Source organism: Dietzia sp. CQ4, assembly GCF_014145125.1.
In the GTDB taxonomy this organism is placed as follows: Bacteria; Actinomycetota; Actinomycetes; order Mycobacteriales; family Mycobacteriaceae; genus Dietzia; species Dietzia natronolimnaea.
This window is the reverse complement of record NZ_JAALDZ010000051.1, coordinates 1-14,351: the sequence shown is the minus strand read 5'-3', so window position 1 is coordinate 14,351 and position 14,351 is coordinate 1. Positions and strand designations below refer to the sequence as shown.

Annotated in this window: 13 protein-coding genes; 5 read left to right on the top strand and 8 right to left on the bottom strand. The window is 70.8% G+C overall.

What is annotated here, in order from left to right; translation table 11 throughout:
• Positions 1 to 154: 154 nt before the first annotated feature.
• Positions 155 to 757 carry a hypothetical protein gene (locus tag G6031_RS03870; protein WP_182644031.1) on the bottom strand — a complete coding sequence of 201 codons (603 nt, stop codon included), beginning with the start codon at positions 755 to 757 and terminating at the stop codon, positions 155 to 157.
• A 212-nt stretch (positions 758 to 969) separates the two neighbouring features.
• Between G6031_RS03870 and G6031_RS03865 the strand changes: the two genes are divergently transcribed.
• A complete protein-coding gene (locus G6031_RS03865) occupies positions 970 to 1,449 on the top strand; it encodes a hypothetical protein (RefSeq protein WP_182644030.1) in 480 nt (159 codons plus the stop codon).
• Positions 1,450 to 1,531: 82 nt separating this feature from the next.
• Here the strand turns inward: G6031_RS03865 and G6031_RS03860 are convergent, their stop codons facing one another.
• From G6031_RS03860 to G6031_RS03845, 4 genes are all read right to left on the bottom strand, one after another.
• A complete protein-coding gene (locus G6031_RS03860; RefSeq protein ID WP_182652500.1) occupies positions 1,532 to 2,464 on the bottom strand; it encodes an alpha/beta fold hydrolase in 933 nt (310 codons plus the stop codon).
• Positions 2,465 to 2,584: 120 nt separating this feature from the next.
• Entirely contained in the window at positions 2,585 to 3,046 is a 462-nt protein-coding gene (locus tag G6031_RS03855) for a hypothetical protein (protein WP_179524057.1), read from the bottom strand.
• Positions 3,043 to 4,254, bottom strand: coding sequence for an acyl-CoA dehydrogenase family protein (locus G6031_RS03850; protein ID WP_182652497.1), 1,212 nt, complete (start codon positions 4,252 to 4,254; stop codon positions 3,043 to 3,045). Before G6031_RS03850 ends, G6031_RS03855 begins: the two co-directional genes overlap by 4 nt.
• A gap of 25 nt (positions 4,255 to 4,279) precedes the next feature.
• Positions 4,280 to 5,497, bottom strand: coding sequence for an AI-2E family transporter (locus G6031_RS03845; protein ID WP_182644027.1), 1,218 nt, complete (start codon positions 5,495 to 5,497; stop codon positions 4,280 to 4,282).
• 156 nt (positions 5,498 to 5,653) lie between these two features.
• On the opposite strand from G6031_RS03845, the gene G6031_RS03840 reads away from it, so the two are divergent.
• The 3 genes from G6031_RS03840 to G6031_RS03830 all read left to right on the top strand — a co-directional run bounded on the left by G6031_RS03840 (position 5,654) and on the right by G6031_RS03830 (position 9,545).
• Positions 5,654 to 7,912, top strand: coding sequence for a catalase (locus G6031_RS03840; RefSeq protein ID WP_182652496.1), 2,259 nt, complete (start codon positions 5,654 to 5,656; stop codon positions 7,910 to 7,912).
• 108 nt (positions 7,913 to 8,020) lie between these two features.
• Positions 8,021 to 8,605, top strand: coding sequence for a polyketide cyclase (locus G6031_RS03835; protein ID WP_182652495.1), 585 nt, complete (start codon positions 8,021 to 8,023; stop codon positions 8,603 to 8,605).
• Between the two features lie 115 nt (positions 8,606 to 8,720).
• A complete protein-coding gene (locus G6031_RS03830; RefSeq protein ID WP_347237775.1) occupies positions 8,721 to 9,545 on the top strand; it encodes an alpha/beta fold hydrolase in 825 nt (274 codons plus the stop codon).
• A gap of 77 nt (positions 9,546 to 9,622) precedes the next feature.
• On the opposite strand, the gene G6031_RS03825 is transcribed toward G6031_RS03830, so the two are convergent.
• Both G6031_RS03825 and G6031_RS03820 read right to left on the bottom strand, forming a co-directional pair.
• On the bottom strand, positions 9,623 to 11,215 hold the full coding sequence (locus tag G6031_RS03825) for an HNH endonuclease signature motif containing protein (protein WP_182652494.1): 1,593 nt from the start codon (positions 11,213 to 11,215) through the stop codon (positions 9,623 to 9,625).
• 109 nt (positions 11,216 to 11,324) lie between these two features.
• The gene (locus G6031_RS03820) at positions 11,325 to 12,743 is read right to left on the bottom strand and encodes an MFS transporter (RefSeq protein WP_182652493.1); all 1,419 of its coding nucleotides are present in this window, start codon (positions 12,741 to 12,743) and stop codon (positions 11,325 to 11,327) included.
• Positions 12,744 to 12,847: 104 nt separating this feature from the next.
• Between G6031_RS03820 and G6031_RS03815 the strand changes: the two genes are divergently transcribed.
• Positions 12,848 to 13,384 (top strand): hypothetical protein, encoded by a 537-nt coding sequence (locus G6031_RS03815; protein ID WP_187702029.1) that lies wholly within the window; start codon positions 12,848 to 12,850, stop codon positions 13,382 to 13,384.
• Between the two features lie 17 nt (positions 13,385 to 13,401).
• Here G6031_RS03815 and G6031_RS03810 read toward each other — a convergent pair.
• Positions 13,402 to 14,351, bottom strand: a 950-nt coding sequence (locus G6031_RS03810) for a TIGR03620 family F420-dependent LLM class oxidoreductase (RefSeq protein WP_347238435.1), incomplete at its 5' end; no start/stop codon positions are given.

Below are 14,351 nucleotides of genomic sequence, written 5' to 3'. Positions count from 1 at the left end.
ACGACGCCGCCCCCCACCTCCGACGAGGTGGGGGGCGGCATTGTCTGCGCCGGAGTGACGCGGCGGGAACTGCGCCGCCAGGCCCTGGCTGCCAGGTCCTAGCCGCCAGGCCCTAGCCGCCAGGTCCTAGCCGCCAGGTCCTAGCCGCCAGGTCTTAGGAGACGACGACGAAGACCGCGGAATGCGAGCCGTCGGCGTCCTCCCAGGTCCCGCTGAGCGTGCCCGGCGAGCCGATCAGGGGGCGGTCAGCCTCGGCGTCGTTCTCCTCCGAGATCACCCGGATCACCTGAGGCGCGGCATCGGCGTCGCTGTCGCCCGTCGCCCCGTCCCCACCGCCCCGCACGTTGACGGGCGACGGGGTGACCGTGCCGTCCTCCACCGCCAGATGGTCGGCGGCGGTGTCGCGGTGACTGACGACCCGCCGCACCTCGGTCACGTACACGGGGTCCGCCGGCGCGTCGTACACCCAGCGACGACCGAGGACAGAGTGTTCGAGCGTCCCGACCAGTGCGTCCTGCGCCCCCGGGAGCTCCGCCCCCCGGTAGGTCACGGGGACGTGGAACGTGCGCGCACCGTCCGAGACGAGGAAGGCCTCCATGCCCACCTCGCCGTCGGGGTCGACGAACCGGTAGGCGGTCACCTGCTCCAGCCGCGCCGGGTCACCGTCGAACCACGACTGGTGGCGGATCCACGCCCGGAGCAACTCGAGTTTGCCCGGGCTGAGGACGGCGTCATAGATCTCGGCGGTTCCACTCATGGGACAAGCATCCCCGGAGAGCGTCGACGCGGCAAACACTCCGCGAGATGAAGAAGAATTTGTCCGGGCGCCGTCGCTCCAGCGCATCACGACATTCCACCGACCGGGCTCCGACGGGGAGTGATCGCGGTCACAGCACGCTGGCACTGTCGCCGTTACGGTGACCGCCGTGTCTCCGGGAGACCCCGGCGCCCGAACGAAAGGTGACCACCATGAAGAAGACCATCGCGATCATCGGTTCCGCTGCCGCCCTGTCCTTCTCCGGTGCGGGACTGGCCGCCGCCCAGAGCGATCTCCCCGGGCTCGACAGCGGGTCGGTCGGCGCCCCCACGACCGTCGAGACGGACATCGACGGCGCCGAGACCCCCGCCGAGGTCTCGGACATCGCGCAGCAGCTCTGCGGCACGATCTCCGCGTACGACTTCCTCGGTTCCGTCGGCGGCGTCGCGCCCGGACTGTCGGGCGAGGAGTGCGAGGCGAACGCCGACCTGGCCATCTCCACCGCGATGACCGGCGACATCGCGGGCGCGATCGACATCCTCCGTGGCATCGACGCCGAGATCCCGGGGGACGGTGACACCGACGGCACCGAGACCGACGGCGACGACACCGCTTCGGAGGACACCGCTGCCGACGACGCCACCGGCGACGACGTCGCGACGGGCGGCGACACGGTCGAGACCGACGCCTGACAGACCCGAGCCGGCCCCGGCCCCCACGACGGGGCCGGGGCCGCCGTCATCTCCAGCCGGGCCCTGTCGGATCGGCGGTCCCCTATCGGGCCTCGTCGCCGCCCGCGGTCACGAGCTCACCGAGGAGCTGGTGGTCGATGTGGCCGGGCTCGGTCGACTCCATGAAGTCGACGAGGATCCGCTCGACCGCGGCGGGATCCTCGACGTGCGGATAATGCCCGGTGCCCTCGACGATCGCGAGCCGGCTGCCCGGGATCGCCTCGTGGGTGGTGTGCCCGTGCGAGACGGGGATGATCGGGTCGCGGTCGCCCCAGATCAGCTGGAAGGGCAACTGCGCCGCCAGATAGAGCCTGTTGCTGGCGGAGACGGCCTGCCCCTTGTTGTCCACGACCGCGCGGAGGGTCTTGAAGAACGTGCGACGGTGCCCGGGCCTGCCGAGCGACTCGTACGCCGCCCACGGCTCCTCGAGCGCGATCGCGCGGACTCCCCTGCCGGTGAGGAACCCGCGGGCCTTGTCCCCGGCGGACACCAGGAACGGGGCCGCACCCGCGGTCAGCAGGAGCTCGGCTCCCGGGACCGCGAGCAGGCGCAGGATCCAGTTGACCTCCTTGCCCAGGCCGCCGCTGCCGATCAGCGCGATGCGCTCGCAGAAGTCGGGGTACTGGTAGACGAACTGCAGGGCCACGCCGCCACCGAGGGACTGGCCGATCACCGTGCACCGCCTGATGCCCTTGACCACCAGCAGGTCGCGCAGGGCGGAGGCCATCGCCCCGAGCGAGTAGTCGTCGAAGTCGAGGGAGCTCTCCCCGTGGCCCGGCAGGTCGGGGGCGATGATGTGGAACCTCGATTCCAGGCGCGGGATCAATTCCCGCCAGGTGACGGAACTGCCCGCCATGCCGTGGATGAGGAGCAGCGTCGGCTTGCCCTCGCCGGCTCCCGCCTCGCGGTACGCCAGCTCGCGTCCGTGGAGCCTTGTCCGCTGTATCTCGGTCTTGTGCACATCGCTGTTCTGCATGTCGCATTCCCCCTCGGGGACGGTCTCCGCGCCGTACCTCGTCGCAAGGAGCACCTCGACCCATTGTGCGCCATCAGGGGCCCGGGGAGCAGTTCTCTCTATCACATCCGGCCCGGACGCTCATCCGAACTCCCGCGCGAGCCGCCGGTGCCGGTGGGCGAACAGTGCCCCGACCACCACACGGACGACCGATCCGGGCACCAGCGCACGCGGTACGGCCCGCAGGGTGTCGGTGACGCGGGTGGAGCCGTCGGCCAGCGATTCGAGCTCTCGGCGGTGCTCCCACACCCGACACGACCCGAGCTCCGAACGCTCCTGGAAGAACCGGGGAGCCTCCAGGTCGACCAGGACCAGGTCGTCGTACTCCACCGGGATGACCCCGCCGAGCAGGATCCACGCGCGCCCGATCGGCCGGCCCAGCGGCACGTCCGCGATGGAGGCCCCCGCCAGTCGCGCCGGGAAGCGCATCCGCAGCAGAGGCCGGAACTCGTCACTGACCCCGTCCGCGGTGACCACGCGCGCCCACACCTCGTCGCGCGGGGCGCGGACCACGCTCGCCCGCACCACCTCGACGGCCGTCACGGCAAACGCAGTCCGGAGATCGCACGGGCGATCACCAGCTGTTGGATCTGTTCGGTGCCCTCGAAGATGTCGTAGATCTTGGCGTCGCGGTGCATCCGCTCGACCGGGTACTCGCGGGTGTACCCCACACCGCCGAGGATCTGGATGGCACGCTCGGTGGCCCACACGGCGGTACGGCCGGCCTTGAGCTTGGACATCGACCCCTCGGCCCGAGCCATGGGTTGCCGCGTCGCGCCCAACCACGCGGCCCGGCGCACCAGCAGTCGCGAGGCGTCGATCTCCACCGCCATGTCCGCGAGCAGGAACGAGATGGCCTGGTTCTCGATGATCGGGCGGCCGAACACCACCCGCCCCTTGGCGTACTCAAGCGCGTATTCGTGTGCCGCCCGCGCGATGCCCACGGCCATCGCGCCCACGGTGGGTCGGGTCCGTTCGAACGTCGCCATGGCGGCCTGGCCCCCGGTCCGCTCGCCCTCCCGGGCGCGGGCCAGCTTCTCGTCGAGCTTCTCCTTGCCGCCCAGCAGCGCCGAGCCCGGCACCCGGACGTCGTCGAAGAAGACGTCGGCGGTCGCCGACGCGCGCAGGCCGTGCTTCTTGAGTCGGGGTCCGGCCTGGATCCCGGGGGTCCCGGCCTCCATGACGAAGGCGGCCTGGCCGCGGGAACCGAGCTCCGGGTCCACCACCGCCTGCACCACGAGGACCGAGGCCACCCCGCCGTTGGTCACCCAGGCCTTCTGCCCGGAGATCACCCACTCGTCGGTGGCCTCGTCGTAACGGGCCCGGGTGCGCATGTTGCCCACGTCGCTCCCGGCCTCCGGCTCGGACGAGCAGAACCCGCCGACCGCCGGTTCGGCTTCGGTGCCGTAGCAGCGGGGCACCCACTCGATGATCTGGTCCGTGGTCCCGGCCGAGGCGATGCCCGCCGCGGCCAGTCCGGTGCCCATGATGGACAAGCCGATCCCCGCGTCGCCCCAGAACAGCTCCTCGCACAGGATCGGATAGGACTGACCGGTGTCGTCCTGCCGCAGCGTGGCCATGATCTCGTAGCCGTACAGCCCGATCTTGGCGGCCTCCTGAATGATCGGCCAGGGCGTCTCCTCGCGCTCGTCCCACTCGCGGGCGGCTGGCCGGATGACCTCCTCGGCGAAGGCGTGGGCCCAGTCCTGCAGCTCGCGCTGCTCGTCGGTCGGTTCCATGCTGAAGGTCATCGGTTCCTCTCGGTTGGGTGGTGGGTCAGCGGGTGGCGGGGTCGCCGCCGGGTGACGCGGGCTCGTCGTCATCCGGTCCGGACCTCTCGTCGTCGTCGGGCCCGGAGACCACGGCGCGGTCGGGCACCAGTCCCGGCGCCTCGCCGGGTTCCCGGTCCACGTCCCCGTCCGTCCCTCCGGCCAGGTATCTCACCACGGTGTTCACCATGGCGGTGACGGGCACGGCGAACAGCGCTCCCACGACGCCGAACAGGTAGGTCCCCGAGGCCACCACCACGATCACGGCCAGCGGGTGGAGGGCCACCGCGTGACCCATGAGGACGGGCTGCAGCAGGTGCGACTCCACCTGGTGGACCACCAGGACGATAGCCAGCATCGCGATGGCGATCACCGGTCCCCGGTCCACCAGCGCCAGCGCGGTCGGGATCAGCCCCGCGACGAGCGTGCCCACGATGGGGACGAACGACGCGAGGAACACCACCACCACGATGGGGATCACGAAGGGCACGCGCAGCACCAGCGCACCGAGTCCCACCCCGGTGGCGTTGATCGCGGCCACGGTCAGCTGCGTCCGGGTGTAGGCGCCGAGGCTGCCCCAGCCCTGTCGCAGCGCGCGGTCGACGTTGAGGCGGCTCGCGCGGGGGAACCACCCGACGAAGAACGCCCACAGCTTCTCCCCCTGGTAGAGGAAGAAGAACAGGGCCACCAGGCAGATGAGCAGACCGGCCACCGCGTCGACGGCCGTGTGCCCGAACTGGACCGCGCCCGCGGCCACCGCCTCGGAGTGGGACTCGATCCAGGCGCGGACCTGCGCGACGGCCTCCTGGAGCCGGTCGGCGGTGAGGTGGAGCGGGCCGTCCTCCAACCACTGCAGGGCGGTGTCGACGCCGCTGCCGAGTTTCTCCCTCATCTCCGGGACCCCGGTCGCGAGCTGGGTGGTGACCAGCGCCAGCGCGCCCACCACCAGCGCCAGGACCCCGAGGACGACGACGAGCGCCGCCAGCGCCCGCGGGACCCGCCGGGGCACGCGGTCCACCAGCGGCCGGAGCATGGCGGCGAGCAACACCGCGATCGCGAGTGGCGCCAGGATCACCGACAGTCGGCCGATGGCCTGGCCGAGGATCCACCCGCCTCCGGCGATCAGCAGCAGGCAGGCCGCCCAGGCCGCGGCCAGGACCACCGGATACGGGAGATGGGATCGGGGGATCGCGGCGGTGCCGGCGTCCTCACCGTGGGTCGTCATGGGACAACCATAGGCGCGCTGACCTCCGACGACGTCGGGTTCGCGCGGCACAGTACTCCTGTTCCGGCAGGTCCGCGACTGGTTGCGAAGTGCGCGCGGGGTGGGACAGTCGGTGTGACACGCGTGAACTCACACCCAACCCATCGGAGGAGTCACATGTCCGACAAGAAGTCCGCTGCATCCAAGACGGCCGGCGCCGCGGCCAAGAAGGTCGCCGACGCCGCCGGCAAGCTCGCCGACGAGGTCATCGGTGGTGGAGACGTCGTACCCGGCGTCCCGGCCCCCAAGCCCCCGTCGCTCGAGGAGCCCACCGAGCCGACCGGCCCCCTGCCCCCCAAGCCGGACCAGAAGGGTGCCACGCCGTTCAGCCCCACCGGTGCCGAGTCCGCCGATACCGAGGACGCCGCCCGCCAGCAGGGCGAGTTCCTCACCACCGCGCAGGGCGCGCGACTGTCCGAGACCGATCACTCCCAGAAGGCGGGGCGCCGCGGCCCGACCCTGCTGCAGGATCACCACCTGAGGGAGAAGATCACCCACTTCGACCACGAGCGGATCCCGGAGCGCGTCGTCCACGCCCGCGGCGCCGGCGCCCACGGGGTCTTCGAGGCCAACGGCGCGGCGGCGAGCGTGTGCCGCGCCGGAGTGTTCACGGAGGGTGCGCAGACCGAGGTCTTCGTCCGATTCTCCACCGTCCTCGGGTCACGCGGTTCCGCCGACACCGTGCGGGACACCCGCGGGTTCGCCACCAAGTTCTACTCCGAGGAAGGGACCTGGGACCTGGTCGGCAACAACATCCCGGTGTTCTTCATCCAGGACGCCATCAAGTTCCCGGACGTCATCCACGCCGGCAAGCCGCACCCGGACCGTGAGATCCCGCAGGCCCAGAGCGCACACGACACGTTCTGGGACTTCGTCTCGCTCCACACCGAAGGCCAGGCGCACGCGATGTGGAACATGTCCGACCGCGGCATCCCCCGCTCCTACCGGATGATGGAGGGCTTCGGCGTCCACACCTTCCGGCTGATCAACGCCGCCGGCGAGACGAACCTGGTCAAGTTCCACTGGAAGCCTCACCTCGGCGTGCACTCGCTGGTGTGGGAGGAGGCCCAGATCGCGGCCGGCATGGATCCGGACCTGCACCGCCGCGATCTCGCCGATGCCATCGAGGCCGGCGCGTTCCCCAAGTGGGACCTGGGCATCCAGGTCTTCCCGGACACGGTGGACTCCGACGGGGTGAGCGAGATGTTCCACGGCATCGACCTGCTCGACCCGACCAAGTTCGTCCCGGAGGAGCTCGCGCCGGTCCAGGTGATCGGCACCATGACGCTCAACGCCAACCCCAAGAACTACTTCGCGGAGACGGAGCAGATCGCGTTCCACCCGGGCCACCTCGTGCCCGGGATCGACGTGACCAACGACCCGCTCCTCCAGGGCCGGCTGTTCTCCTACCTCGACACCCAGATCTCGCGGCTGGGTGGACCGAACTTCGGGCAGCTGCCGATCAACCGCCCGCACGCCCCGGTCAACGACATGCTGCGGGACGGTATGCACCAGACCGCCGACCACGTGGGGGTCGCGCCGTACAAGCCCAACAGCCTCGACGGCGGGTGCCCGTTCCTGGCCGGCGCCGACGACGGTGCCCTGGTCGAGGTGGCGCAGCACATCGCCGACGCGCAGGTGGTCCGGGACGCGCCGGCCACCTTCGACGACCACTACTCGCAGGCGACCCTGTTCTACAACAGCATGACCGAGGTCGAGAAGGAGCACATCGCCGGCGCGTACACCTTCGAGCTGGGCAAGTGCTACGAGGAGAACATCAAGACCCGGCAGGTCGAGCAGCTGGCCCGGATCGACCACGACCTCGCCGTCACCGTCGCCACCGGTCTCGGTCTCCCCGCGCCCGCCAGGGTCCCCACGGCCGAGGTCGTCACCAGCCCCGCGCTGTCCCAGATCGGCCGCGAGTGGCCCTCCGACGGGCGCCTCATCGGGATCCTCGTCACCGAGGCCTCCGACGTCGCCGCGGTCAAGGCACTGGAGCAGGCGGTGTTCGACGACGACATGGTCCCGCTGGTCATCGCCCCGACCGGCGGCACGCTCGGTGGAAGCGATGCGGACGATGCCGAGACGGTCACGGTCTCCCGCACCTACCGCACCCAGCGGTCCATCGAGTTCGACGCCCTGGTCGTGGTGGACCTGCCCGCCGACGCGAACACGGACGTGCTGATCAGCGAGATGTTCCGCCACAAGAAGGCGATCGCCTCGCTCGCGCCCGTCGACCAGTTCGTCGACTTCGGGCTGACCGCCGACACCCCCGGTGTCGTGGTGGTGGACGAGGCGGCGGGAGTCCTGCCCGCGCTCAAGCCGCTGCTGGCGACCCACCGTGCGTGGGACCGGCCGGATCCCGCACGGATCTGAAGGCGGCACAGATCTGAAGGCTGCACGGATCTGAGTGCGGCACGGATGTGAGGCCGGAGCGGTGCTGATGGCAGCGCCGCGCTGATACCCGGGGGTAGCGTCAACGGCATGACGGACAGCGAATCGACCAGCTCGTCCGGGGCCGACGACGCCGCCCCCGGGACACGCCTCGAGGCCAGGCGGGTCATCGCGGCGCCGGCGGACCGGGTGTTCGCCGTGCTCTGCGACCCCGACGGTCACGTGGCCATCGACTCCTCGGGGATGCTCCAGTCGGCCGAGGGCTCGACGGTCACGGCCTCGGGCGACCGGTTCGTCGTGCACATGGACCGGGAATCGCTCGGCGACTACGACCTCGGCCGGTACGACGTGACCGTCATCATCACCCGGTTCGTGCCGGGTGAGGAGATCGCCTGGACCATCGACGGCCGGATCAAGCCGCCGATCGGTCACACCTACGGGTATCGCCTGACGCAGCTCGGCAGCGGGACCGCGGACGGAGGCGGAGGCGGAGGCGGAGGCAGCGCCGGGGACCTCGACGGGCCGCTGACAGAGGTCGTGAGCTACTACGACTGGTCCGACGCCCATCCCAAGTGGCGCGATTCCGGCATCCTGCCGGTGCTGGACGCGTCCGCACTCAAAGCGACCCTGGGCATCCTCGAGCGGGCCGTCCGGAGAGGATACGTCCGTGGCTGATCCGACCGTCCCAGGCCAGACTCCGCTGAATTCTGAATCGCTGGGTTCCGAGCCGCTGAGCTCTGAACCGCTGGGTTCCGAGCCGGTGGGTTCCGAGCCGCCGCGGCCCGCGGAGATCACGTTCTCCCGCGGCCGCCTCCGTTTCCGGGCCATCGACTCCGGCCCGGCCGACGGCGAGGTCGTGGTGCTCCTCCACGGATTCCCGCAGCGCACGAGCAGCTGGGACGCGGTGGCGCCCCTCCTCCACGCGGCCGGGTTCCGCACGCTGGTCCTGGACCAGCGTGGCTACTGCTCCACCGCCCGCCCCAGGGGTCGGCGGGCATATCGACTGTCCGAGTTGGTGGGCGACGTCCTCGCCCTGCTCGACAGCGCGAACCTGCCCGCCGCCCACGTCGTCGGCCACGACTGGGGCGCGGCCGTGGCGTGGGGTGTGGCCGCCGCGCATCCCGACCGGGTCCGGTCGCTCACCGCGGTGTCGGTGCCCCACCTGGCGGCCTTCCGCCGCGCGATGATCGTCTCCGACCAGCTGCTGCGCTCCTGGTACATCGGGTTCTTCCAGTTGCCGCGGGTTCCCGAGCGGGTGCTCACTTCGGACGGAGGCCCGGCGGAACGCGCTCTCGCCACGATGGGCATGACGCCGGAGATGATCGCCCGCTACCGCAGCGAGATGGTCGCCGACGGCGCCGTTCCCGGTGGACTGGGGTGGTACCGCGCGCTGCCCTTCGCCTCACCCGGGAAGGCGACCGCCCGTGTCCGCGTGCCCACGACCTTCGTCTGGAGCGATCACGACCCGGCACTCGGCCGCGGTGGCGCCGAGCGGACCGCCCACTACGTGGACGCCGACTACCGCTTCGTGGAGATGTCCGGTGCGAGCCACTGGATACCCGAGGAACGCCCAGCTGAGCTCGCCGAGGAGATCATCGCCCGCGCGCAGAGTTGAGCCGGCGGCAGAACCAATAGCAGAGAGAGCGCCCGGGGCGCGGGGTCCGGGATCCGGGATCTGGGGTCCGGCCCCCGTCAGAACGGGGGCGGGTCGTCGTCGTGATCGCCGCGCCGCCTGCTGCGCTCGGGGCCATCCTCGGAGCTGGCGCCCGGCGACCTCCCGGGTGGCCGGTTGGGACGCGGGGACACCGGGGCGGTCACGAACCCGCGGGCCCGCGCCAGCGGGCCTGTAGGAGTTGTGGTCAGGACATGTCTGCCGAATCGGATCTTGATCCGCCCGCCGTCGAGGTACTCATAGTGGGCGTCGGAGAAGGTCTTGTACCGGTGATGCCGCCGACACATGCACATCAGGTTCTTCTCGATGGTCAGCCCGCCACTCGAGGGATCGGAGTGGTTGAAGGGGACAATATGATCTATGTCGCAGGATTCCGCCGGCACCGCGCAACCGGGATGCCGACAGGTCCCGTCTCTCATTCGGACCCGTCGCGCCAGGTCTGGAGGAATCCGATAGCGATAGGCACTCTCACCGCCATCGTGGGTTCCGGGTCGAGTGTCCACGAGCTCGAAGGTCGCGCCCTTCGCGGACTCGAGCAGACGGGTCAGGGTCTCGAGCGCTGCTTCTCCCGTTCTGGCGAACTCTAGTTGAGGCGCTCCGACTCCGTTGGCGATCACGGTCACACGCGGACGCAGTAGCGGCGAGACGTTCACCGGTGCGTGCACGGGGTCGTCCGCTCCATCGGCACCCCGCTGCCCCGCCTCAGCAGCAGCAGCAGCAGCAGGGGCACCATCACCGGCCCCGCTGCCGGCGGCCTCGCCCGTGCGCGCGCCGTTTCCCTCGCCCCGAGCCGCGTCCGAGCCGCGGGCTGAAGCCGGCGTCGGGTCCGCAGATCCTGCGGCGGATGTGCCGCGATACCCGCCGTCGGGGTCCACAACGACATGGTCACCGGTGGCCATCGCCACCAACGCGTCGGCGCGCCGCTGCGCGAGGGTGCGGCGGTCACCTGGCGCCGCTTTTCCCGCGAAGGCGTCGATTCGCTCCGCGAGAACCGCCCCCGCAGCTGCGGGCAGACGGGCTGTCATGGTGCACATCCCGCGGTCTTCTCTGCGAAATCGCACGCCCCGACCGAAGGCGGCGTCACGGCGGCGCTCGGCCTCGCCCTCCGGGTCGATCTTCGCGACGACGTTGTCCGCGTGCCGGGAGATCGTCCTCCGGTTGGGCCGCTCCCCCCTATGGAGTCGCTTGAGATAGTCCTCGACGACAGCGGCCTGCACCTCGTGGCTGAGGGAGGGGTCCACGTCCCTGATCCGGCTACACAGCAGCATCGCGATGCGCTCGCACAACAGCCCCGATTCCATCGCATCCAGAACCGCGGGGGCCCAGGCGTGCACGTCCACGGCCAACCCGACCACGTCACTCGCCCGCGAGTAGGTCACACCGGTCGTGGCGACCAGAGACTGGCAGGTGTGATCGATAGGGTCGAGCCTGGACCAGTCAGGCTCCCCCGGGCCCATCTCCTGCAGTCGCGCCTCGAGCTGCCGTTCGTGGTGCTCGACGAGGGCATGGACACCCCGGCATCTCGCGGCGGCCGCGCGATTCTCGGCGAACAGCACCTCTGAGGCGAGGAGCTCGGCGGCCACGCCATCGGCCGCACTGCCACTGCAGATCATCGCTACTCCTCACCTGAATCGCTCCTGTGTTCGATTATATCGAACACATATGCGGATCAGGTAACGATCCTGCAACGCCTCGGGGGGGTGCGTCCCGAGGTGCCGTGGGTCAGTCCTCCGTCTCCCACGGGGGCGGGATCATGGCGGCGACCGCGGCAGCCGCCAGAGCGACCCCGCACCCGAGCAACAGGCCCACGCGGAAACCGGTCTCGGTGGGCACGAACAACCCCCCGAAGTCCACGGACATCTGCGTGAGGATCACCCCGAGTACCGCCGCGGCCGTGGTGGTGCCGATCGACCGCATGAGGGTGTTGACGCTGTTGGCGGACCCCATCTCGGAGTGCGGCACCGACGACATGATGAGGGCGGGCATGGCACCGTAGGCCAGACCCACGCCGGAGCTGGTGATGACGGCCGCGATCATGACGCCCCACGTCGAGCCCATGAGGAACATGGCGGAGGCGTACCCCGATGCGATGACCAGCGATCCCAGGATGAGCGTGGGCTTGGGACCCCGTGTGGTGATGAGTCGTCCGCTGATCGGGGAGACGGCCATCATGGCCAACCCGCCGGGCGCGATCCACAGCCCCATGGCGACCATCGACTGCCCCAGCCCGTGGCCGGTGGCCACCGGGAGCTGGAGTATCTGGGGGATGACGAGCAGCTGCGCGTACAGACCCATGCCCACGAGGATCGAGGCGATGTTGGTCAACAGGACCGGTCGGCGAGCCGCCACCCTCAGGTCGATGAGCGGGGACGGGTGACGCAGCACCCACCAGCCCCACACGGGAAACGCGACGGCAGCCAGCGCGAACAGCCCGAGGGTCAACGCCGAGAGCCAGCCCCAGTCCGCGCCCTTCGACACCGCCAGCAGGAGCGAGATCAGACCCACCGCGAGTCCCACGGCTCCGATCGGGTCCAGGGTCCCGTCGGGTTTGGCGGCCGGGAGCGACCGGATACGCAGGGCCATCATGACGATGATCCCCACGCCGAGCACCGCCGTACCCCAGAACATCCACTGCCAGGAGCCGTATTGGGCCAGCGCCGCGGCTGCCGGGAGCCCGAGCGCACCACCGACCCCCAACGAGGAGCTCATGAGGGCGATCGCCGGGCCGAGTCGGACGGCGGGCAGCACCTCGCGCATCGTCGCGATGCCGATCGGGATCACGCCGATCCCCACGCCCTGCAGCGCCCGCCCGATGAGCATCGGCCACAGCGAGGTGGACAGGGCGCAGAGGACGGAGCCGACGACCATCACCGCGGTGACGCCGATCAGGACGTTCTTCTTGGGATAGAGGTCGCCGAGGCGGCCCATCACGGGGCCGGCCACCGCTCCGGCGAGCAGGGTCACGGTGACGACCCACGCGGCGTTGGTCGCCGAGGTGCCGAGGATGGCGGGCAGCATCCCCAGCAGCGGGATCACCAGGGTCTGGGTGAGGGACATGACGATCCCGCCGAAGGCCAGGACGACGATCAGCCCGTTCTGCTCCGCCCGAACGGCGTCCCCGCCCCGCGTCCTGCCGCCCATTGATGTGTCCTCTCGGAAACCCTTTAGTCGGACACTACAGACAGGTGTCGAACGCGTTCGCTGTCGACCCCGGACCCTTGTGGTCCACCTCACCCGGTGCCAGCATGGGGGAGGTGAACACCACCGGCACGACCCGGCGGGACACCCGCCGACCCACCGCTACCGTGACCGCGACCCTCGCCGCCACGGCCGTCGCGCTGGCCGCCGCCCTCGCTGCACCGGCCACCGCGAACGCACAGGATTCCTCCGAGGCCCTCGCACAACTCCTGCCCGCCCCGAACCGTCTGGTCGCCTGGGGCGGATCTCCCACCGGTGCGTGCGCCGGTGCCGTGTCCACCTCACTGCGAGGTGATGGCTATCCCGGGTCGGCGAGTGTGAGCTGGGCCTTCGCGGTTGTCGGCGTGGGTCCGTGCGCCCTGACCGCCACGCTCTCCTGGCGCAACCTGGACACCGGCACGAGTGGGCAGAAGGTCGCGCAGATCCCCCACCCGCGCATCTCCCTGGGAGTCCCGGACCCCATCGCGCACCCGTACGACGCGATCATCCCGACCGGATCCGGTCGGGTCGAATACCGGCTCACCACCACCGGTGGAGCCGTGGCGGGACCGATCGTCGTCGACACCGTCGCCTACACCGGCTGACCCCGGCCCGGGCGCGGTCAGCCCAGGAGCCCCTCGTGCGCGTGCCGCCAGTCCTCGACCGGCGGGACCAGGATGTTCTCCCCGAGCACCTGCACGAGCACCGTCGAGGCGCCCGCGTCCAGGTGTTCCTGTACCCGCGCCCGGGTGGCCTCGACCCCCCGGGTCACCATGGCCGACTGGAGGCGGTCGCTGCCGCCTCGGACGTAGTCGGACTCGTCGAAACCCTGGCGGGTCCAGGAGTTCCGGTAGTTGGGCAGCCCGGTGTAGATGTTCAGGTGGTCCCGGGCCCGCGACCGCCACAGCTCGTCGTCGTCCTCCACGCCGGCGGCGACCACCGCGGCGTGTTCCACGACCAGGGCCGGTCCGTCCTCCCCGGTTCCACCGAGGATCTCGCGCGCCCGCGCCGTGTGCTCGGGGAGGGTCAGATACGGGTGCGCGCCGGCGGTCCGGTCCCGGGACAACTCGAGCATCTTGGGGCCGAGGGCGGCCAGGACCACCGGCGGCATGGTGTCCTCCCCCGCCGCCATGGGCTGGGTCCGGTCGAGCGCGTCGAGGTACTCGCGCATCGCCGACAGCGGGCGTCCGTAGTTGTGCCCGCGGTGCCGTTCGACCAGCGGGGCGTGGGACACGCCCAGGCCCAGGACGAACCGGCCGGGGTGCGTGGCCTCGATGGTGCGCGCGGCCGCCCCCGCCGCCGAGGCGTCCCGACCGTAGATGTTGGCGATGCCCGTACCGATGGCCATGCGGCGGGTGGCCCCGAGGTAGAGCTGCGCGGCGGTGAACGCCTCGCGCCCGACGGCCTCGCCGAACCACAGCGACCCCCAGCCCTGCTCCTCGAGTTCGCCGAGCAGATCCGGGATCCCGGCCGGCGGCACGCCCTCCAGGGAGCCCGTCCACAGACCGATCCTCCCCAGTTGGTCGCGGCCCGCCTGGGTGTCGCCGGCCCGGGTGCCGCCCGCCTGGGTGT

Coding starts and splice junctions, on each gene's coding strand:
- G6031_RS03870 (WP_182644031.1), bottom strand. CDS start 757: ATGAGTGGAACCGCCGAGATCTATGACGCCGTCCTCAGCCCGGGCAAA.
- G6031_RS03865 (WP_182644030.1), top strand. CDS start 970: ATGAAGAAGACCATCGCGATCATCGGTTCCGCTGCCGCCCTGTCCTTC.
- G6031_RS03860 (WP_182652500.1), bottom strand. CDS start 2,464: ATGCAGAACAGCGATGTGCACAAGACCGAGATACAGCGGACAAGGCTC.
- G6031_RS03850 (WP_182652497.1), bottom strand. CDS start 4,254: ATGACCTTCAGCATGGAACCGACCGACGAGCAGCGCGAGCTGCAGGAC.
- G6031_RS03845 (WP_182644027.1), bottom strand. CDS start 5,497: ATGACGACCCACGGTGAGGACGCCGGCACCGCCGCGATCCCCCGATCC.
- G6031_RS03840 (WP_182652496.1), top strand. CDS start 5,654: ATGTCCGACAAGAAGTCCGCTGCATCCAAGACGGCCGGCGCCGCGGCC.
- G6031_RS03835 (WP_182652495.1), top strand. CDS start 8,021: ATGACGGACAGCGAATCGACCAGCTCGTCCGGGGCCGACGACGCCGCC.
- G6031_RS03825 (WP_182652494.1), bottom strand. CDS start 11,215: ATGATCTGCAGTGGCAGTGCGGCCGATGGCGTGGCCGCCGAGCTCCTC.
- G6031_RS03820 (WP_182652493.1), bottom strand. CDS start 12,743: ATGGGCGGCAGGACGCGGGGCGGGGACGCCGTTCGGGCGGAGCAGAAC.
- G6031_RS03815 (WP_187702029.1), top strand. CDS start 12,848: ATGGGGGAGGTGAACACCACCGGCACGACCCGGCGGGACACCCGCCGA.